The 19,535-nt window shown below is 62.6% G+C and carries 17 protein-coding genes; 8 read left to right on the top strand and 9 right to left on the bottom strand.

Annotation, left to right across the window (positions count from 1 at the left end):
- Positions 1–180: 180 nt before the first annotated feature.
- The 3 genes from ABIB48_RS04160 to aceA form a co-directional block, all read right to left on the bottom strand.
- Entirely contained in the window at positions 181–888 is a 708-nt protein-coding gene (locus tag ABIB48_RS04160; protein WP_354212225.1) for a DsbA family oxidoreductase, read from the bottom strand.
- A gap of 197 nt (positions 889–1,085) precedes the next feature.
- Entirely contained in the window at positions 1,086–2,741 is a 1,656-nt protein-coding gene (gene aceB / locus ABIB48_RS04155) for a malate synthase A (RefSeq protein ID WP_354212224.1), read from the bottom strand.
- Positions 2,742–2,853: 112 nt separating this feature from the next.
- A complete protein-coding gene (gene aceA / locus ABIB48_RS04150) occupies positions 2,854–4,176 on the bottom strand; it encodes an isocitrate lyase (protein ID WP_354212223.1) in 1,323 nt (440 codons plus the stop codon).
- A 167-nt stretch (positions 4,177–4,343) separates the two neighbouring features.
- Between aceA and ABIB48_RS04145 the strand changes: the two genes are divergently transcribed.
- The 7 genes from ABIB48_RS04145 to ABIB48_RS04115 all read left to right on the top strand — a co-directional run bounded on the left by ABIB48_RS04145 (position 4,344) and on the right by ABIB48_RS04115 (position 12,227).
- The gene (locus ABIB48_RS04145) at positions 4,344–5,840 is read left to right on the top strand and encodes a helix-turn-helix transcriptional regulator (protein ID WP_110105092.1); all 1,497 of its coding nucleotides are present in this window, start codon (positions 4,344–4,346) and stop codon (positions 5,838–5,840) included.
- Between the two features lie 279 nt (positions 5,841–6,119).
- The gene (locus tag ABIB48_RS04140) at positions 6,120–6,362 is read left to right on the top strand and encodes a hypothetical protein (RefSeq protein WP_354212222.1); all 243 of its coding nucleotides are present in this window, start codon (positions 6,120–6,122) and stop codon (positions 6,360–6,362) included.
- 9 nt (positions 6,363–6,371) lie between these two features.
- A complete protein-coding gene (locus ABIB48_RS04135; RefSeq protein ID WP_110105090.1) occupies positions 6,372–6,890 on the top strand; it encodes a GIY-YIG nuclease family protein in 519 nt (172 codons plus the stop codon).
- A 150-nt stretch (positions 6,891–7,040) separates the two neighbouring features.
- Positions 7,041–7,859, top strand: coding sequence for an SDR family oxidoreductase (locus ABIB48_RS04130; protein ID WP_502914099.1), 819 nt, complete (start codon positions 7,041–7,043; stop codon positions 7,857–7,859).
- Positions 7,860–7,861: 2 nt separating this feature from the next.
- Positions 7,862–9,124, top strand: coding sequence for an acyl-CoA dehydrogenase family protein (locus tag ABIB48_RS04125; RefSeq protein ID WP_354212221.1), 1,263 nt, complete (start codon positions 7,862–7,864; stop codon positions 9,122–9,124).
- Between the two features lie 11 nt (positions 9,125–9,135).
- Positions 9,136–10,203 (top strand): phosphotransferase family protein, encoded by a 1,068-nt coding sequence (locus ABIB48_RS04120; protein WP_315914012.1) that lies wholly within the window; start codon positions 9,136–9,138, stop codon positions 10,201–10,203.
- 131 nt (positions 10,204–10,334) lie between these two features.
- Positions 10,335–12,227 (top strand): FAD-binding monooxygenase, encoded by a 1,893-nt coding sequence (locus tag ABIB48_RS04115; RefSeq protein WP_110105087.1) that lies wholly within the window; start codon positions 10,335–10,337, stop codon positions 12,225–12,227.
- Here ABIB48_RS04115 and ABIB48_RS04110 read toward each other — a convergent pair.
- The gene (locus tag ABIB48_RS04110; RefSeq protein WP_110105086.1) at positions 12,224–12,973 is read right to left on the bottom strand and encodes a hypothetical protein; all 750 of its coding nucleotides are present in this window, start codon (positions 12,971–12,973) and stop codon (positions 12,224–12,226) included. The genes ABIB48_RS04115 and ABIB48_RS04110 overlap by 4 nt on opposite strands.
- 202 nt (positions 12,974–13,175) lie before the next feature.
- On the opposite strand from ABIB48_RS04110, the gene ABIB48_RS04105 reads away from it, so the two are divergent.
- Positions 13,176–13,754 (top strand): hypothetical protein, encoded by a 579-nt coding sequence (locus ABIB48_RS04105; RefSeq protein ID WP_354212220.1) that lies wholly within the window; start codon positions 13,176–13,178, stop codon positions 13,752–13,754.
- A gap of 18 nt (positions 13,755–13,772) precedes the next feature.
- Here the strand turns inward: ABIB48_RS04105 and ABIB48_RS04100 are convergent, their stop codons facing one another.
- The 5 genes from ABIB48_RS04100 to ABIB48_RS04080 all read right to left on the bottom strand — a co-directional run bounded on the left by ABIB48_RS04100 (position 13,773) and on the right by ABIB48_RS04080 (position 19,535).
- On the bottom strand, positions 13,773–14,576 hold the full coding sequence (locus ABIB48_RS04100) for an HpcH/HpaI aldolase family protein (protein ID WP_179442318.1): 804 nt from the start codon (positions 14,574–14,576) through the stop codon (positions 13,773–13,775).
- Entirely contained in the window at positions 14,543–15,346 is an 804-nt protein-coding gene (gene hpaH, locus ABIB48_RS04095) for a 2-oxo-hept-4-ene-1,7-dioate hydratase (protein ID WP_354212219.1), read from the bottom strand. Before hpaH ends, ABIB48_RS04100 begins: the two co-directional genes overlap by 34 nt.
- A gap of 132 nt (positions 15,347–15,478) precedes the next feature.
- Entirely contained in the window at positions 15,479–16,543 is a 1,065-nt protein-coding gene (gene hpaD, locus ABIB48_RS04090; RefSeq protein WP_354212218.1) for a 3,4-dihydroxyphenylacetate 2,3-dioxygenase, read from the bottom strand.
- On the bottom strand, positions 16,540–18,039 hold the full coding sequence (hpaE, locus tag ABIB48_RS04085; RefSeq protein WP_354212217.1) for a 5-carboxymethyl-2-hydroxymuconate semialdehyde dehydrogenase: 1,500 nt from the start codon (positions 18,037–18,039) through the stop codon (positions 16,540–16,542). The genes hpaD and hpaE overlap by 4 nt, the downstream gene beginning before the upstream one ends.
- Entirely contained in the window at positions 18,036–19,535 is a 1,500-nt protein-coding gene (locus ABIB48_RS04080; RefSeq protein WP_354212216.1) for a fumarylacetoacetate hydrolase family protein, read from the bottom strand. The genes hpaE and ABIB48_RS04080 overlap by 4 nt, the downstream gene beginning before the upstream one ends.

The following is a 19,535-nucleotide window of genomic DNA, read 5'->3' as shown; positions in this document are numbered from 1 at the left end:
GCCCGTGCCACGGCGGTGGCATCGAAGCCACCCACCAGAGCAGCGGCCGTGGCTGCGGGCCGGGCCAAGGCACTGCCGGGCCAACCGCCAGCCAACCCAGCCACAAGGGCCAGCACAGCGCTCGGGATCCTCATAGTATTCCACCTGCTTCGGGCCCACCTGCTCGGAAGGCCGGAGAGCCTAGATGGCGCAGCCGTCCGGGCCGCAGGCCTGCGCGTCTTCTCCACCGGTGGCCGAAACCATGGTCAGCGGGTTGGCTTCCTGCCAAGCCTGCTCCAGAGCCTGGCCGAACACCTCGGAAGGCTGAGCACCGGAGATGCCGTACTTCCGGTCGATGACGAAGAACGGAACACCCTGGACGCCAATCGCGCGGCCCTCGGCAATGTCGTTGCGGACGGCGTCGGCGTACTGCGAACTCTCCAGAGCATCATTGATTTCGACGGCGGACAGCCCCGCCTTAGTGCCGATCGCAACGAGGGCTTCTCGGTTGCCAATATCCACGCCGTGCTCAAAGTGGGCTGAGAGCAGGGCTTCCTTGACGGCGTCGCCCAATCCGTGGGACTTGGCCAGGTGGAGCAGCTCGTGGGCGCGGAAACTATTGGCGACCACCACTTTCTCGAACTTAAAGTCCAGCCCCACACCCTGGGCAGCCTGTGTGACGTGGCCCAGCATGCCCAGCAATTGTCCGCGGTCCATGCCCTTGCGCTCCACAAGGTATTCCAGCTCGGTGCCGTCGTAGTGCTCGGGAAGGGTGGGATCCAGCTGGAAACTCTTCCACGTCACTTCCACGGAATCCTTGTGGGCAAAGCCGCTCAGAGCGGTTTCAAAACGGCGCTTGCCGATGTAGCACCAGGGGCAGGCCACATCGGACCAGATCTCAATCTTCATACTGTGGCTAACATGCCCCGTTCGGCGCTTATTCCCCGCCCGCCCCACCCCGTAAACGCCCCGTTAAACGCCGAACGTACAATTGATGCCTGTGGGAACAGGGCATCAACTGTACGTTCGGTGATGGTAATGACGCTCTCGCCGAGACCCGGATCTCGGGTGTGCAGTGGCGTCGCGTTCGGCGAGAGCTGTCAAAATTAGGCCGCGATCAACTGCTGTTCGGGCACTTCGGCGTGCGCGTGCAGGTAGTTGGCGTAGGCGGAGGTAGTCAGGAAGGCCGGGAACTCTTCGCCCATGGCTACATCGGTGAAGATTTCCAGTGCGTCATCGAACCGGTCCTTATCAAATCGGGGGAGCCGTGAGAACTCCTCGTCGAGCATTTCCTTGACCCAGTCATAGGTGATGAGTTCGCCTGTGTCCGTGATGGCCTGGCTGTGGATCCACTGCCAGATCTGGGAACGGGAGATTTCCGCGGTGGCGGCGTCCTCCATGAGGTTGTTCAAGGCCACAGCACCATGGCCGCGCAGCCAGGACTCGATGTACTGGATACCCACCCAGATGTTGTCACGAATGCCCTGCTCGGTGATCTTGCCTTCCGTGCCGGCCACGTTCAGCAGTGCACGGTCATCGAGGAGAACATCCTCACGGGTGCGAATAATCTGGTTCGGGTTCCAGCCAAGCACCTCGTCAAAGACCTCCATGGCTACGGGAACCAGGTCAGGGTGGGCCACCCAGGAACCGTCAAAGCCGTCGTTGGCTTCCCGGGTCTTGTCTGCACGGACCTTCTCCATGGCGTTGGCGTTGGCCTCCGGATCACGACGGTTGGGCACAAAGGCTGCCATGCCGCCGATCGCCATAGCGCCACGGGTGTGGCAGGCGCGGACCAGTTGTTCGGTGTAGGCGCGCATGAAGGGTGCGGTCATGGTGATCTGGTTGCGGTCCGGAAGCACAAAGCGCGGGCCGCGGGTGCGGAAGTTCTTGATGACTGAGAACAGGTAGTCCCACCGGCCAGCGTTCAGGCCAGCGGCGTGGTCGCGGAGCTCGTAGAGGATCTCCTCCATCTCGAACGCGGCCGTAATGGTCTCGATCAGCACCGTGGCACGGATGGTGCCCTGGGGGATGCCGAGCAGGTCCTGCGCCTGGATGAAGATGTCATTCCAGAGACGGGCCTCCTGGTGATTTTCAATCTTCGGCAGGTAAAAGTACGGTCCCTTGCCCTGAGCGATCAGCCTCCGGGTATTGTGGAAGAAATACAGGCCAAAGTCTACGATGCCGCCTGCCATGGGCTTGGAATTGATCAGCAGGTGCTTCTCCGGCAAGTGCCAGCCGCGGGGACGGACCACAATAGTGGGGAGTTCCTCCGCCGGCGCCAGCTTGTATTCTTTGCCTTCGGGGCTGGTGAAGTCGATGCGGCGCTCCAGTGCGTCAATCAAGTTCAGCTGGCCGCGGATCACATTGCCCCAGGTGGGTGTGGAGGAGTCTTCCATATCAGCCAGCCAGACCTTCGCCCCGGAGTTCAGCGCATTGATGGTCATCTTGCGGTCAACAGGGCCGGTGATTTCCACGCGGCGATCCTCCAAACCCGGGGCAGGGGGAGCAACGCGCCAGCGGGGATCTTCCCGGATGGCGGACGTTTCGCGCAGGTAGCGCGGATCAGTGCCACTGAGGATCTGGGAGCGGCGCGTGCGGCGGGCTGCCAGCAATTCGGTGCGCCGCGCCGTCGTGGTGCGGTTTAGTGCAGCAATGAAATCCAGTGCCTCAGGAGTCAGGATTTCTTCCTGGCGGTAGATGGGCGGTGCGGTCATGGTGATGCCGTTGAACGTGATTCCGTTCAGGCTGTTCGTTGAGTTCATGGGGCTTGCTCCAAGTCTGAAAGTGCCGGTGACGGGACTGCGAGCCGCCTCTTGTTGCAACGTGAGTCTCAACAAGAGGCGGCCAGCGGTCCCACCCAGCGGGAGGGAGTTGTTAGTGGAACTGCTCGGCTTCTGTGGAGCCTGCCAAAGCGAGGGTGCCGCTGTTCGGGTTCAGGGCGGTCGCCACCGCATCGAAGTAGCCTGTGCCCACTTCGCGCTGGTGTTTGGTTGCGGTGTAGCCGCGGGATTCGGAGCTAAACTCTCGCTCCTGCAGTTCGACGTAGGAACTCATGCCGTTACGGGCGTAGCCATGGGCAAGATCAAACATCGAGTAGTTCAGGGAGTGGAAACCAGCCAAGGTGATGAACTGGAAGGTGTATCCCATAGCGCCAAGCTCCCGTTGGAACTTAGCGATAGTTGCGTCATCCAAATGCTTTTTCCAGTTGAATGACGGTGAGCAGTTGTAGGCAAGCATCTGGTCGGGGAATTCGGATTTGACCCCTTCAGCAAACTTCTTTGCATGCTCAAGGTCAGGTGTTCCGGTCTCCATCCAGATGAGGTCTGAGTGAGGGGCGTAGGCGCGGGCCCTGGCAATGGAGGGCTCGATCCCGTTGCGGACGTGGTAGAAACCTTCCGCCGTGCGCTCGCCGGTGAGAAAGGGGCGATCGCGCTCATCTACATCCGAGGTGATCAGCGTGGCGGCCTCGGCGTCGGTGCGGGCAATAATTACCGAGGGGACGCCGGCGACGTCGGCCGCGAGCCTTGCCGCGTTCAACGTGCGGACATGCTGGGCCGTGGGGATCAACACCTTACCGCCCAAGTGCCCGCACTTCTTCTCGCTGGCAAGCTGATCTTCCCAGTGCACACCGGCCGCACCGGAGGTGATCATGGACTTCATGAGTTCGTAGGCGTTGAGGGGGCCACCAAAGCCGGCCTCGGCATCGGCCACAATCGGCACCAGCCAATCCTCAACGCTCTGGATTCCTTCTGAGAACTCAATCTGGTCTGAACGCAGGAGCGCATTGTTGATGCGGCGAACTACCTTGGGCACCGAATCTACCGGGTACAGCGACTGGTCCGGGTAGGTGTTGCCGTTGGAGTTGGCATCCGCGGCAACCTGCCAGCCGGACAGGTAAATGGCTTTCAAGCCGGCCTTGACCTGCTGAACCGCCTGGTTGCCGGTGAGGGCTCCCAGTGCGTTGGTGTAGCCGCCAGGTGCGGCGTTTGTCAGTTGGTCCCACAGCTTCTCGGAGCCGCGGCGGGCCAGGGTGTGTTCCTCCTGGACCCGGCCACGGAGCTTGATGACATCCCCGGCACTGAAGGAGCGTTCCACGCCATTCCAGCGGGGGTTGGCAGCCCACTCGAGCTCGAGGGCTGCAGCTGCCTCGGTGCGGTTCTGCTCCGGCGTGGTTGCGGGTTCAAATGCTGCGCTCATGATGGAAAGCTCCTTGTTATTGTGGATCTCGACAAGCTCGATCACCGGGGTGGGTGAGCTAGTTGAAGCTGCGTTCTTCTTCGTGATTTCTACTATTCAGCGCTTTTCAAGGGGTTACTAGAGGTAATTGATGGAAAGAAACGCGTTTCTTCGCGTATTGTCAAGAAATGACGAATGTGGGATGGAACACAGGTGAGGCATCTGCCCGGCGCGGTAAGAAAGCTGCTGCGCAGGGAGAATTGGACATCATTTCCTTAGGGCGCCGGGTGCGGCACCTGCGTAAGACCCAGGGGATGACCCTGGATGATCTCGGGGTGAAAGTGGGGGCCGCGCCGTCGCAGCTTTCCTTGATTGAAAACGGCAAACGGGAGCCCAAACTGGGGCTGCTGCAGGCGCTGTCCGGGGCGCTCGGCGTAGGGCTTGATCAGCTGTTGGGCAACGAGCCGCCCAGCCGGCGCGCGGCACTGGAAATTGAGCTGGAACGGGCGCAGCGCGGGCCGCTGTACCAATCGCTGGGGCTGCCCACAGTCCGCGTCAGCTCACGGCTTTCCACCGAAGTCCTTGAATCTTTAGTGGGTTTGCAACACGAGTTGGAACGGCGGCTGGATGAACAGTCCGCTACGCCGGAGGAGGCCCGCCGGGCGAACAACGAACTACGCCAGGAAATGCGTGAACGCAACAACTACTATCCGGAGATTGAACGCCAGGCCCAGGATCTACTGGCGGCGGTGGGGCATGACCGTGGGCCACTGTCCCACCACGTTGCTGCGGACGTGGCCGAACACCTCGGATTTGACCTGCATTATGTGGGGGATCTGCCGCATTCCACCCGGTCTGTGACGGATTTGAAGAATCGCCGAATTTATCTCACTCACGGGCAGCGCTCCGACCACGATCCGCGTTCGGTACTGCTGCAAGCGCTGGGTCACTATGTGCTGGGGCACCAGACCCCCCGCGACTACGCTGACTTCCTGCGCCAACGCGTGTACACCAACTACTTTGCGGCTTCCTTGCTCATGCCGGAGCGGGCCACAGTGGACTTCCTCAAGACAGCCAAGATGGCGAAGGAGCTTGCCATTGAGGACATCCGTGACGCCTTCGCCGTCTCCTATGAAACGGCCGCGCACCGCTTCACCAACCTGGCCACCGAGCACCTGGGCATCACCACACACTTTCAGAAGGTGCATGAGTCAGGGATCATCCACAAAGCCTACGAGAACGACGGCGTGAACTTCCCTGCCGATCACACCGGCGCCATCGAAGGCCAGGCCGTGTGCCGGTACTGGACCTCCCGGGCCGTCTTTGAAGTGCCGGATAAGTTCCGTGCGTTCAACCAATACACGGACACGGCCGTTGGGACGTATTGGTGCACTGCCCGCACTGAACGCCATTCCTCGGGAGAGTATTCGCTCAGTATTGGGGTACCTTATGAGCACGTTAAATGGTTCCGGGGCCGGGACACCACGGAGCGTTCGGCATCCCGCTGCCCGGATCCTGACTGCTGCCGGCGCCCACCCACCGAGCTTTCGGCCCAGTGGGCAGGGCATGCCTGGCCCTCAACCCGCGCCAACTCGCACCTTTTGGCGGCTATGCCCCAGGGCGCCTTCCCCGGAGTGGACGAGACAGAGGTGTACAGGTTCTTGGCAGCGCACGAAGGCCGGTAAAAGAGGCCGCAGGTCATGGCCGGGTCATGGCGTGAAACGTTCCCCGGTTTTTCCCTGGCGTTCACGCGAGCACAGGGGTGAAGTGAACTCCTGCAACTTAGCGTGGAAGGGCCAACCGCATCCGAAGAGCTAAGGAACGTCCATGACTACACGCCACATCCCCGTTGTGCTGAGTGCCGCAGGTGCCGCCGGGAACAATGAAGACGTGATCGCAGACAACGTTTTCTGTTGTCAATGACATGTTCCGGGCACTGTTGACTCCAGCGGACATTGCCACGAATGCGCCGCGAAGACCTTGATGCCTACGTCCGCGAAGGGCTTGGCGCCATGGAGCGGTTGGATGTGGAGTTTGAAGACCTCTTCGAGTCCGAAGACGTCACTGGCTTGAATGCCGCGTGGTTGCGCGCCCAGCCGGGGCTCTTGGTATTGGAGGAGACGAAGGTGGCAGCCCCTATTGCCGAGCGGGTTTCTTGGCGCTCTGCCAGGGCTCAACGGCAGGACGCCACAGGCTCCATGCCGTAAAGTCAACGGATGAGCGAACTCAAATGGACTGCAACCGCCCCCGCAAAAAGCGCATGGCAGGCGATGCCTTTTGCCCCCGGCCTTTATAAGTACTACCTGAGCGGAGGCCTGCCCAAGGACATGAATTGGCCGGCGGAGCTGACCCCGCTCAAACGCGGTGACCTGCTCTACGTGGGCAAGGCCACGAACCTCAAGGGCAGGGCAAAACACCACGATATTCAAACGTCAAAATCCACTTTCCGCCGTTCCCTGGCGGCATTGCTGGGACTTCAGGCCCAGTGGCATGGGCGCTCCGCACACCCGCGCCTGACCGATGTAGATGAAGAAGTGTTGAGCGTCTGGATGACGCAAAACCTGAGCGTGCAGTTTTGCGTACTCCCGGACGCTGCACCCCTTGCCGATCTTGAGGAAGCAATGCGCGCCGAGCTTTGCCCGCCGCTGAACCGTGACGGGCGCACACCCGAGCAGGTGCACGTTTCGGAAGTTGCTGCAGCCGCGCATGGCAAGGCCCTCCGCGAGAAGGGCTGAGCAACTGAAGGCTGCTCAACGAGAGAGTGGGGCAGCCGTGGGGTGAAGGTGCAGAAACCCGGGCCGCCGCACACTAGCGGTTTCCAGCTTTCCCTTGACCGTTGCCGCATTCCACAGCATGCTGGCAATAGCTACCGCCGAGTAGGCGCGATGGCAACGGAAAAAGAGGATCCCATGGCATTAGATGGCACGCACTCAACCCCGAACCCGGCCCAGCGATTTCTTGGCAAGAATGCCATCGTCACCGGCGCCAGCCGGGGGATAGGGCTGGCCATTGCCCGGAGGCTGGTGGAGGAGGGGGCCCGCGTCCTCATCACGGCCAGGCGCCAGGATGCGTTGGATGAGGCAGTTGCCAGCCTCGGTGCGAACGCCCTCGCCGTGGCCGGGCATGCCGATGACCCGGAGCACCGCGCAGAGGTGCTGGCCACAGCCGAACATCACTTTGGCGGGCTGGATGTGCTGGTCAACAACGCCGGCATCAACCCCGTCTACGGGCCTCTGGAAACCGCGGAGCTGGACGCGGGGCGCAAAATTTTTGAGGTTAACGTGTGGGGCACCCTCGCCTGGACGCAGGCCGTGCTGGCGCATCCTGGGCTCAAGTTCAAGGTGCGGCGCGGGACCGTGGTGAACGTGTCCTCCATCAGCGCCAACGTTCCCGCCCCCGGCCTGGGCCTGTATGGGGTGAGCAAGGCCGCCGTTTCACACCTGACCCGCACACTGTCCATGGAACTGGCACCGGAAATCCGGGTTAATGCCGTGGCGCCGGCCGTGGTGAAAACCCGTTTTGCGGGTGCGCTCTATGAGGGGCGTGAAGCGGCAGTGGCGGCCTCCTACCCGCTGGGCCGGTTGGGCGAGCCTAGCGACGTTGCCTCCGCCGTGGCCTTTCTCGCCTCCTGTGACGCAAGCTGGGTGACGGGACAGGTCCTGATTCTTGATGGCGGTTTGGGCAATGCGGGAGGGTTGGGCTGATCATGAACAGTACACCACCAGAGGGGCAATACCCGGAGGCCGTGGAAAATCTCCGGGCACGCACGCGTCAATTCATCCGTGAAACGGTGATCCCTGCCGAACCCCGGCCGGGGCAGGCACTAAACGTTTCGGTGCGCCGTGACTTAGCGGCTGCTGCCCGGGCGGCCCGGGTTTTCGCCCCGCACGTACCGGTGGAATTCGGTGGGCAGGGACTGGCCGTGGAGCACTGGTCACCGGTGTTTCAGGAAGCCGGTTACTCACCTATCGGTCCGGCGGTGCTTAACGCCATGGCACCGGATGAGGGCAATATGCACATGTTGAACCTGATCGGCACAGCGGAGCAGAAACGGCGTTTCCTAGCCCCGCTGGCCGCCGGAGACATCAGCTCCTGCTTTGCCATGACGGAGCCACACCCCGGCGCCGGGTCCGATCCCGCAGCACTAGCCACCACGGCTGTGCGGGACGGCAACGGCTGGCGGATCAACGGGCACAAGCGCTTCACCAGTGGTGCTACGCTCGCCGGGTTCGCCATTGTCATGGCGCGCACGGACGCAGACGCAGCTGACGGTGCGCACGGGGCCAGCACAGGTGCCTCAATGTTCCTGGTGCCCATGGACACTCCCGGCGTACGGCTTGGCGCCCCCATCCACACCATGGACACCTACCTCCCTGGCGGGCATTCCCATCTCCACTTTGAGGACGTTCTAGTCCCGGACTCCGGTGTCCTCGGGGAAGCGGGCCTTGGCTTCCAATACGCCCAGGTGCGGTTGGGCCCTGCCCGGCTGACCCACTGCATGCGTTGGCTGGGCTTGGCCCGGCGAGCCATGGACATCATGCTTGACCGCGCCAATACCAGGGAGATATTCGGTGCGCACCTTGCCCAGCTGGGCATTGCGCAGGACATGATTGCGCAGTCCGTGATGGACATTGAGACCTCTGATGCCATCATCGCCAAGTGTGCGCGCCTGCTTGCCGTAGATGCGAAGGCGGGTTCGGCACTCTCCTCAGTGGCCAAAGTGCACTGCTCCGAGGCGGTGTACCGGGTCATGGACAGGGCGGTGCAGTTGTGCGGCGGAGACGGCGTCTCTGACGGGTTGCCACTGATGCAGTACCTCAATGAAGTCCGCCCGTTCCGGATCTATGACGGCTCCACGGAAACTCATAAATGGGCCATTGCACGCCGTGCTGCCGCTGAGCGGCGCCGTGCCGTTGCCGGCGGAGAACCGTTCCAGGGCACGGCTGTCAGCCACGAGGGAGAACGCTAATGGGGGTCCCGATGGATATTGTGCAAACCATTGAAGATGCGGCAAGGGCGCAGTCACCGCCACTGCTGATCCTTGACCGGGTGGCGGAATTCCTTGATGCCTGCCACCTCGGGACAGGGCCAGTCCACGCCCGCCGTATTGGCGAGGGGCAATCCAACGTGACGTTCAGGATTAAACGGCGCGGGGCGCACGTGGTGCTTCGCCGGGGACCTCGCCCACCCTTGCCGCCCTCTACCCATGACATGGTCCGTGAGGCACGCATCCAATCGCTGCTAGCGCCGCTGGGCATTCCGGTGCCGAAAATTCTGGCTACATGTGCCGATGCCAACGTGCTGGGAGTGCCGTTCTACATCATGAAATTCGTTGACGGGGAGGTGGTTACAGACGCCGTGCCGGCGCACCTGGATACGCTGGCGCAGCGCCGGGCTACGAGCGAAGCGGCAGCAGACATGCTGGTGAAGCTGCATTCCGTGGACGCTACTAGTGGTCCGCTGGCAGAGATTGGGCGCCCCGAGGGCTACCTGAAACGTCAGGTGGCGCGGTTTGCGGGGTTGTGGGACTTAGTGGCAACACGTGAACTTCCCGAAGTGGCGCAGCTGGCCCGGTGGTTGGAGGAGAACCGTCCAGAGACCCAGCGCCATGCCGTGATCCACGGGGACTACCGGCTGGGAAATCTGATGTTTGCCAGGCAGGGTCCCGCCCAGGTGAAAGCGGTGCTGGACTGGGAAATGGCCACCGTGGGTGATCCATTGGCTGATCTGGGGTACCTCAGTGCCACGTACTCGCAGGCAGGCTCCACTGCCACCTTGCTGGAACTTTCGCCCGTGACGGCTCTGCCGGGATACCTGGACCGTGCGGGCATGGCGGCACGGTACAACGCGCATTTTAATCTGGACCTTTCCGCATTGCCCTGGTATGAGGCGCTGGCGCTGTGGAAGGCAGCCATTTTCAGTGAGGCCATTTACACGCGATGGAAGAACGGGGAACGGGCAGATGGTGAGAGGTTCGGCGCCGCGCTCGAGGCGGGAGTGCCGGAGCTGTTGGCGGCCGCGGCCGCCCACGCCGCCCGGCTGCCGTAACGCTGCTTTGCCGCGGCTGAGGATCTGCTCCATACCGGACTGCCGCCACGGGTGCGCCAAAGCCCCTTGATTGGACTGCCCCAGGGGCACATGATGAAGGTGCGGGCGCCACACAGGCAGGGAGGAAGTACATGCAATTCCACCAGCACGGTTACGTGTCCGGGGACCCACGCGTCAAGGCCGCGGAAGGGACGGGTATTGGCCGTCCGGCGGAACTGCCGGATGAGATGGACGTGCTCATTGTGGGCTCGGGACCTGCCGGCATGATCACTGCGGCCGCACTTGGTGCATTCCCGTTCATCAACACCCGGATTGTGGAGCGACGCGGCGGGCGCCTGGAGATTGGCCAGGCGGACGGTATCCAAGCCCGCAGCGTGGAGACGTTTCAGGCGTTTGGTTTCGCCGAGCGCATCATCACCGAGGCGTACCGGATTACTGCCACAGTGTTTTGGAAACCTGACCCGGCTGATCACACCCGCATTGCCCGGGCGGCCCGCGCCCCGGATGACACCACGGGGATCAGCGAATTCCCGCACCTTATTGTCAACCAGGCGCGCGTGCTGGACTACTTTGCTGAGGTCATGGCCAACTCCCCGGCGCGCATCCGCCCCGACTACGGCTGGGAGTTGCGCACCCTGAAAATCGAGGACCATGGAGACTTTCCTGTCGCTGTGACGCTGGTGGGTACCCATGGTGCGCAAACCGGATTAGAACGTGTGGTCCGGGCGAAGTACGTGGTGGGTGCGGACGGGGCGCACAGTGCCGTGCGCGAATCCATTGGGGCAAAGCACAGCAGCATCCACGCGAACCACGCATGGGGTGTCATGGATGTTCTGGCCGTCACTGATTTCCCGGACATTCGCGCCAAATGCGCCATCCAGTCCGGTGATGGCGGGAACATCCTGCTCATTCCGCGCGAGGGCGGCTCCCTGTTCCGCATGTACGTTGACCTCGGTGAGGTGCCAGAAGACGGTTCGCACACCGTGCGCAGCACCAGCATCGAAACGATCATCGCCAAGGCCAACAAGATCCTGCACCCCTACACACTGGATGTGCGCAGCGTGGCCTGGACCAGCGTTTACGAGGTGGGGCACCGCCTGACTGACAGGTTCGACGACGTCCCACTGGAGTTGCTCGGCACTCGCCTTCCGCGCGTGTTCATCACAGGGGATGCCTGCCATACGCACAGTGCCAAGGCGGGCCAGGGCATGAACGTCTCCATGCAGGACGGCTTCAACCTTGCGTGGAAGATTGCGCATGTGTTGGCCGGGCGCAGCCCGGCGTCGCTGCTGGCCACGTATTCGGCCGAGCGCCAGGTCATTGCCAAGAACCTCATTGACTTCGATTTGGAATGGTCCAAGCTGATGGCCATGCGGCCCGAGGACATGGCGGATGCCACCGAGTTGGAGGACTTTTATGTGCGCACCTTCGAGTTCCCGGCAGGCTTCATGACCCAGTACCAGCCCTCCATGATCACCGCACCAGCAACGCATCAGGAACTGGCCACGGGTTTTCCCCTCGGCAAGCGCTTTAAGTCTGCGCCAGTGGTTAGGGTTGCGGATGCAAACCCGGTGCAGTTGGGTCACCACCACCGGGCCGATGGGCGGTGGCGCATCTACGCCTTCGCCGATGAACCCGCCATTGGCGAGCAGTCAGCCCTGTCGGAGTGGGCACACTGGCTCTCTCACAATCCTGAGTCGCCGCTGCTCAAGTACACGCCACCGGAGGGGGACTCCGATGCCGTGTTTGATGTAAAACTTATTACCCAGCAGGACTTTGAGGGTGTGGAGCTGGGCCAAGTTCCGGAAGTGTTCATGCCACGCACCGGCCCTTTTGGGCTCATTGACTACGAACTGGTCTATGCCACGGACCCGTCACGCGACATTTTCGAAGCCCGCGGGATCAGCCGCTCCGGCGCCGTCGTAGTGGTCCGCCCGGACCAGTACGTGGCGAACGTGCTGCCGTTGAGCGACACGGCAGGGCTGGCAGCATTTTTCGCCCCCATCATGCTGGCGCACGGTTAACTGTGCTCACCCGCGTTTGCGCGGGTTGCCTGCTGGGCCAGTTCTACTGCAGTCTTGCTCATTTCCTCCATGAGCTTCAGCTCGTCGAACATACCTCCCACTGCACTGTCGTCACTGTGGGCGGTGATACGGGTTTCGCCGCGGATTTCATCGATCCTGAAATGGATCTCAGGCCTGACTTTCATATAGCGGGCGGCGTCCTCGTGCTGCCAAGTCCCGCCAGCCCAATCTTTACTGATCTTGAGCCAGAGGTCCTGGCCTGCCGTTGTTGCAATCAACCCCGGCTGGTGGAACGCCTCGGTCAGTGAGACCCAGGCGGCTTCGCCGGAGAGCGAGCTGGTCCACTGTTCCTCGCGTGGGAAGCGGGCGGTCATGGGTCTGAAGCTCAAAAGAATCCACAACGCCACCATATTGGGCCACAGGGCTGTGGTGATGAGTGCATCTGGGCCCGCCGAGAATCCGAAGATGACTGCGGCCGTTCCCACCAAACCAAAAGCGGCCAATCCAATGAGGCGCCACCGGCCGGTAATCAGTTCCAAGGCTCCTGCCTTGCGCCAACCACTGCAAAGATAGACGCCGGCGCCCAGCGTAAACAGCGCCTGGAGACCGTAGATAACCGCGAGTGGAATTGCGCTCCAGAGATTGAGCCCGGACAAGTAGATCATGACCATCGACAAGAACGACAAAGCAATGATGGCCAAGCCAGCAGTTGCCCTGATCTTTTTGTCCCGTCCCGAAGGGTGCATGGATACATGTCAGCACGGTACGCCGAGCTTGTCCATGAAAGCCAGGAAACCCAAGAAGGCAGAGTCAGCATAAGCCCTATCTTTTGTTGGCACGGCACAACGATGATGGTATGGCAGGGCAAAACAGCGTCTGGTGGGGAGGAACAGGATGAGCGGACTTGACGATCTCTTGGCCGAGTCCAATGAACGGTGGCAGTGAGCCATGAAGAGGGCCGACGGCGTCGAAGACGTTTGCCTGGGGCGCGCCGTCAGAAGCTACTACTTGCGGTATTTCCCTGTTGGTTTCCTTGCCTTGCTGGTTCTCGGAATCGGTGGCGGGATCTTGCTTTTCGGAACTACTGCGGCCGATTGGGCGAACTATCTGAGCGTGGGGCTTCTACTGTCCACGTTGGGTGCGTTCGTGGGCGGATTGATCTACAACGCTAAGAAGGTGGCACCCGCCGTTCGGCTCAACACCCTAGATGTATTGTTTCGGTTGGCAGAGAGCGAACGCAAGAACATCACTGCGCAGATTACCGGGAAGGCACCTCTGGAGCGGGAGCACTTACCGGTGGTCCGGGCTGCTGGGGTTCAACGCCTCAAGGGCTTGGCCACACAACTGATCATCATGCCGGCCTACCCGTTGATGTTCGCCTCCCAAACGCTCAACTGGGCGGGACGGGACGAGATGTTCGTATGGATAGGGGTGGTGGCCTCCGGCGTAGGGATAATCGGGATTGCTTTGCTATTTCGTGATTTTAGGCGCACAGCCCGTTTTCTGGAGGCGACCGCAAAAGGATGAGCCGTGCACCCGATGAGCTCACAGCAAGGGGCGGCCTACGCGTTTGGGAATGAACGCTGAGGCCAGACCCTCGCTGCCCCTGGCCAGAAGGGTGACATCGGCGCCCACCAGGATGAAGTCCACCCCGGCGTCGATGTAGTACTGGGCAGTGGCCGGAGCAAATGCGTTCACACCCACCGGCTTTCCGGCTGCCTTCGCCGCGGCAATGCACTGCTCCACGGCCGCCATCACCGTGGGGTGTTCCTGCGCTCCCAGCAATCCCATGGAGGCGGCGAGATCGGCCGGTCCCACGAAGATGGCGTCCACCCCGTCCACAGCCAGGATCCCAGCCACGTTCTCCACGGCCTGGGCCGATTCAATTTGTACCATGAGGCTCACGGTATCCCCGGCGCGTTGAACATAGTCAGGGATGCGGTTCCAGCGCGAGGACCGGGCCAAGGCCGAGCCCACCCCGCGTACCCCGCGCGGAGGATAGTGGACCGCAGCCACGGCGGCCTCGGCATCGGCCACGGTGTGGACCATCGGGATCAGCAGCGACTGCGCACCCAAGTCCAAATACTGCTTAATGATTACGGTGTCGTTGACCGGCGGGCGCACCACGGCCGTGACCGGGTAGCCGTGCACCGCCTGCAACTGGGCCAGGATTCCCTCGAGCCCGTTGGGGCTGTGCTCGCCGTCGATCACTACGGCGTCTAGCCCGGCTCCGGCACAAATCTCCGCCACTAGGGCGCTGCCGGAACACACCCACATGCCCACCAGCGGCCTGCTGGTGGCGGCGAGCGCGTCCTTTAGTGAAGGATCGGGGCTGATTCGAAGCGGCATGTGACTCTCCCTAGCATTCCGAAATCGGCATGGATGGTATCGCCGGCGGCAACCCAGAGTGGGCGGGTGAAGGATCCTGCCAGGATCAGTTCCCCGGCCCTGAGTGACTCGCCGTGGACGGCCAGCTTGTTGGCCAGCCAGGCCACGCCCCGCCCAGGGTGACCCAGCACGCCGGCGGCAACACCCGTCTCCTCCACCACCTCGTTGCGGAGCAGGATGGCGGATACCCACGGCAGATCAATGGCGTCCGGTTTCACCGGGTTGCCGCCCACCACTACGGCACCGAGGGCGGCGTTGTCACTGATGGTGTCAACTATGGTGCGCCACTCCATCTCTACCCGGGAATCGAGGATTTCCAGGGCTGGGGTGACGTAGTCGGTGGCACGCAGAACATCGATCAGGGTGATGCCAGGGCCAACAAGATCTTCCTTGAGCAAGAATGCGAGCTCCACTTCCACCCTGGGGTGGGTGAACTGCTGCCAGGGAAGCGTACGCCCCGTTTCTAGGATGGCGTCTTCAAAGATGATGCCGTAATCGGGTTCACTAATACCGGTGGCCTGCTGCATGGCGCGGGAAGTCAACCCAATTTTGTGCCCGGCCACGACCCTTCCGGCAGCCTCACCGCGCTGACGCCACAGCTTTTGCACCCGGTAGGCGTCCTCCACGCTCATGCCGGGATAGCGAACGCTCAGCAGGGGGACCGGCACCCGAGTCCGTGCCGCCTCCGCGAGTTCGTCGGCAATCCCGGTAAGCGTTGCATCGTCAAGCATGAGCTGTCTCCTTCTCGCTCGCGGCGCAGTCCCGGCAGGGGCATATTCCGCGCCGGAGTGGCTTCGGGCACCCGCGAAGCGGGCGGCAAGAACTTGCCCCTGCCGGGCTAAGAGGACGCCGGTGAGTACGGTTCACAGCTGCTCTCCCAGCTTGAAGCCCCGGCCGCTGTCGTCGCGGGTGTAGGAAAAACCGTCGGCACCAACCGCGATGCTTTGTTCGGATGCTCCGGCCAGTATGTGCAGCGGCCGGGGTTGGCCTGCCAAATCCAGAACCGGGGAGGCCTCTGTATACCAGGACGGGACTACCGGGTTGCCCCACCAATCGCGGCGCTGGTTGTCATGGACATCCCAGCTAACCACCGGATTGTCCGGATCTCCCGTGTAGTAGTCCTGCGTGTAAATCTCCACGCGGTGTCCGTCAGGGTCAAGGATGTACAGGTAAAAAGCGTTGGAGACCCCGTGCCGGCCGGGTCCGCGCTCAATCCGCGCGGAGATGCGCAGGGCGCCCATTTTGTCGCAGATGTGCAAGATGTTGTGCTTCTCATGCGTTGCGAAGGCGATGTGGTGCAGGCGTGGCCCGGCACCGCCTGTCAGAGCGATATCATGCACGGTTTGGGTCCGGTGCATCCAGACCGCATAGGTGGTGCCGGCCGAGTCCCGGATGTCTTCGGAGACCCGAAAACCCAGCCCTTCTAAGTAATCCCGGCCGCGGGCAACCTCGGCCGTGACAAGGTTGACGTGGTCCAGGCGAACCAGTTCCCCGGCCGAGGCAAGGTCATAGCGCCGGGTCAGCCGCTCCACGTGTGCGGCCTCGTAGAAGAACTCGAACGGGAACCCCAAAGGGTCCTCCACCCGGACGGAGTCACCAATCCCGGCAACGAAGCCCTCCCGCCGCCGCTCGGTGCGGCAGCCCAGCGCCGTGTAATACGCCTGAGCAGCATCGACGTCCGCCGGCGTCCTGACCCTGAACGCTGCAACAGCCAGGGCGGGCACGGGGCCAAGACGCAGCACCAGGTTGTGGTGGATGAACTCCTCCAGAGTGCGCAGGTACAGGGCGCCCGGCTCCTCACGGGTGATATGCAGGCCCAGGAGGTCAACATAGAAGGCTCGGGAGGCGCCAAGATCGGTGACAACAAGTTCCACATAGGCGCAGCGGACAATATCCGGGACAGGGGTTTGCGGGTCGGCAGCGCTCATGGCAAGGCTCCGAACTTCGGGGTGTTTACGCTGCCCAAGGTGATGTGCACAGCTTGCTGGTCCGTATAGAAGTCAAGGGAGCGGAAGCCGCCCTCGTGCCCCAGCCCGGAGGCCTTCACACCGCCGAAAGGGGTGCGTAGATCCCGCACATTGTGGCTGTTCAGCCACACCATCCCCGCTTCCAGGGCTTGGGCGAAGGTGTGGGCGCGCCTAAGATTGTTCGTCCACACATAGGCGGCCAAACCATACTTGACGCCATTGGCCAAAGCCAGCGCCCCGGCGTCGTCCTCGAAGGGGGTGATGGCAACCACGGGGCCGAAGATCTCCTCCTGGAAAATCCGCGATTCGGGGCCAACATCGGCAAACACGGTGGGTGCCACATAGTTTCCGGTGTCCAGGCCCGCGGGGCGCCCACCACCGGCCAGCAGCCGGCCCTCGGACTTGCCAATTTCCACATAGTTCATGACCTTGGCGTAGTGCTCCGGGTGCACCAGCGCACCCACCTCGGTGGCAGGGTTGTGAGGATCGCCCACCACAATGTTCCGGGCGCGGGCAGCAAACTTCTCACAGAACTCGTCATAAATGGGCCGCTCCACCAAGATCCGCGAACCTGCCGTGCAGCGCTCGCCGTTGAGGGAGAACACACCGAAAAGGGCGGAATCGATCGCGGCGTCCAGGTCTGCATCGGCAAAGACCACGCACGGGCTTTTGCCGCCCAATTCCATGGAGAGCCCCTTCAGATTTGTGGCTGCGTTGCGGAAGATGGTCTGACCCGTGGTGGTCTCGCCGGTGAAGGAGATCAGTGGCACGCCAGGGTGTTTCACCAGCGCGTCCCCAGCCTCCTCGCCCAGACCGTTGACCAGGTTGAACACGCCCTGAGGCAGGCCCGCCTCCTCGAAGATACCGGCCCACAACGACGCTGACAGAGGCGTGAATTCGGCGGGTTTGAGCACCACCGTGCAGCCAGCGGCAAGCGCGGGCGCCAGCTTCCAGGATTCCAGCATGAACGGCGTATTCCAGGGCGTGATGAGCCCGGCAACCCCCACCGGTTTACGGTTGACGTAGTTGAGTTGCGCACCGGGGACCTTCATGGCATCGTCCAACTGGGCCACCACCAGATCCGCGAAGAAGCGGAAGTTTTCCGCCGCGCGCCGGGCCTGGCCGCGAGCCTGGGTGATGGGCAGACCGGTGTCGAAGGTTTCCAGCTCGGCCAGCCGGTCCTCGCGGTCCTCGATGGCGTCTGCCACCTTGTTCAGGATCCGGGCCCGCTCCCGGGCCTTCATATGCGGCCACGGTCCCTCACGGAAGGCACGCGTTGCGGCTGTCACGGCCAGCGCAATATCCGCTTTCTGTCCGGCGGCGGCGGTGGCGTAGTTTGCGTTGGTCACCGGATCCAGCACATGGAATCTCTCCCCGCCCACCGAGTCCACGGATTGGCCGTCAATGTAGTGCCGGATGTGGGCGGGCAGGCCGTCCGGGATGAAATGGCCGCTCATCCTAGGCCGCCTTTCTGCTCGCTGTGGCTGGACTCCCACTCCGTGAACGTGGCCCGCCACGTGGCGTTCATGGGGAACAGGCCGTCCATGCCGTGGCCCTGAGCCACCATTTCGGCAATGAACTTCTCTTCATATTCCTGAGCGATGGCAGCGTCCGCTACCTCTTGCGCCAACGACGCCGGGATGACCAGCACGCCGGTGTCATCGCCCACAATGATGTCCCCCGGCTGGACGGTGGCCCCGCCGCAGGAGATGGTCAGGTCCGTGTCCCACGGGACGTGGCGGCGGCCCAGGACGGCCGGGTGGGTGCCGTGATGAAAGACGGGAATGTCCAGGGCGGCGATCTCGGTGAGGTCCCGGACTCCGCCATCTGTCACTATGGCCGCCGCGCCCCGGACCTGGGCGCGCAGGGCCAGAAGATCCCCCAGTGTCCCCGCGGTGGGGTCCCGGCGGGCCTCCATGACCAGGACCTCCCCGTCATTGAGCGAGTCAATGGCGCGTTTTTGGGCGTTGAAGCCGCCGCCGTGAGCTGCGAATAAGTCCTCGCGAAAGGGCACAAAGCGTAAGGTTCGGGCCGTTCCGGCGATCCTCAGCCCGGCTTTAGTGCAGGACAAGCCCTCAATATGGATGTTGTTAAAGCCGCGTTTGCGCAGTTGGGAGCTGAGGGTGGCCGTGCCAACACTTATCAGTTTCTGCTGAAGTTCAGCACTGAGAGCTGTGGAAGTGGAAGTGGAAGCCAGCCCGGCGGCTTCAGCAGAACCCCACGCGTCCACCCTGTCAGCATCGCTGATGCGGGGTACATCGCCATAGCCGGCCCACTCCCCGGAGCCCTGCACCACTGACGTGCGCAGCCGGCCGGTAGATAAGCCGGTAGATGGACCCGTTCCGGGGGAGTCGAGCTGAACCTCAAGGACATCTCCGGGTACGGCCACAGAGGATCCGGCAGGGGTGCCCGTGAGGATGACATCCCCGGGTTCCAGGGTCATGAGCTGGGATAAATCGGCCACGATCTGGCTGAAAGAGAAGAGCAGGCCAGCGGTGGTGTCATCCTGGACCAGTTCCCCATTAAGCCACGTGCGCAGCCGCAGGGCATGGGGATCGAGCCCGGCGGCGGGAATGAGGCCCGGACCCAGCGGTGTGAAACCATCGCCGGACTTGGACCGGACGTTGGAGCCCTTGTCCGCATATTTGAGGTCATACACGCCAAGATCGTTCGCTGCGGTGACGTGCCCAATGTGGGACCAGGCTTCTGCGGGGCTGACCCGCCGTGCTGCCTTGGCGATGACGAGCGCGATTTCGCCTTCGAAGGCGAGTAATTCACAGCCCACCGGCCGCTCCACCACCGAACCGCTGAGGCTCAGTGAGGAAGGGGCCTTGAGGAAATACGACGGATGTGAGGGGATCCGCCCGCGCTGTTCTGCCCGGGACTTGTAGGCAAGGTGGACGGCGATAACCTTGCGGACCGTGCTGAGCAGCTCTGCCGAGACCTGTTCCAC

Origin of the sequence: Arthrobacter sp. UYCu511, assembly GCF_040547105.1 — a bacterium.
Taxonomy (GTDB): Bacteria; Actinomycetota; Actinomycetes; order Actinomycetales; family Micrococcaceae; genus Specibacter; species Specibacter psychrochitiniphilus.
This window is presented reverse-complemented; position numbering and strand designations above follow the sequence as displayed.

Coding starts and splice junctions, on each gene's coding strand:
- ABIB48_RS04160 (WP_354212225.1), bottom strand. CDS start 888: ATGAAGATTGAGATCTGGTCCGATGTGGCCTGCCCCTGGTGCTACATC.
- aceB (WP_354212224.1), bottom strand. CDS start 2,741: ATGAACTCAACGAACAGCCTGAACGGAATCACGTTCAACGGCATCACC.
- aceA (WP_354212223.1), bottom strand. CDS start 4,176: ATGAGCGCAGCATTTGAACCCGCAACCACGCCGGAGCAGAACCGCACC.
- ABIB48_RS04145 (WP_110105092.1), top strand. CDS start 4,344: ATGACGAATGTGGGATGGAACACAGGTGAGGCATCTGCCCGGCGCGGT.
- ABIB48_RS04140 (WP_354212222.1), top strand. CDS start 6,120: ATGCGCCGCGAAGACCTTGATGCCTACGTCCGCGAAGGGCTTGGCGCC.
- ABIB48_RS04135 (WP_110105090.1), top strand. CDS start 6,372: ATGAGCGAACTCAAATGGACTGCAACCGCCCCCGCAAAAAGCGCATGG.
- ABIB48_RS04130 (WP_502914099.1), top strand. CDS start 7,041: ATGGCAACGGAAAAAGAGGATCCCATGGCATTAGATGGCACGCACTCA.
- ABIB48_RS04125 (WP_354212221.1), top strand. CDS start 7,862: ATGAACAGTACACCACCAGAGGGGCAATACCCGGAGGCCGTGGAAAAT.
- ABIB48_RS04120 (WP_315914012.1), top strand. CDS start 9,136: ATGGATATTGTGCAAACCATTGAAGATGCGGCAAGGGCGCAGTCACCG.
- ABIB48_RS04115 (WP_110105087.1), top strand. CDS start 10,335: ATGCAATTCCACCAGCACGGTTACGTGTCCGGGGACCCACGCGTCAAG.
- ABIB48_RS04110 (WP_110105086.1), bottom strand. CDS start 12,973: ATGCACCCTTCGGGACGGGACAAAAAGATCAGGGCAACTGCTGGCTTG.
- ABIB48_RS04105 (WP_354212220.1), top strand. CDS start 13,176: ATGAAGAGGGCCGACGGCGTCGAAGACGTTTGCCTGGGGCGCGCCGTC.
- ABIB48_RS04100 (WP_179442318.1), bottom strand. CDS start 14,576: ATGCCGCTTCGAATCAGCCCCGATCCTTCACTAAAGGACGCGCTCGCC.
- hpaH (WP_354212219.1), bottom strand. CDS start 15,346: ATGCTTGACGATGCAACGCTTACCGGGATTGCCGACGAACTCGCGGAG.
- hpaD (WP_354212218.1), bottom strand. CDS start 16,543: ATGAGCGCTGCCGACCCGCAAACCCCTGTCCCGGATATTGTCCGCTGC.
- hpaE (WP_354212217.1), bottom strand. CDS start 18,039: ATGAGCGGCCATTTCATCCCGGACGGCCTGCCCGCCCACATCCGGCAC.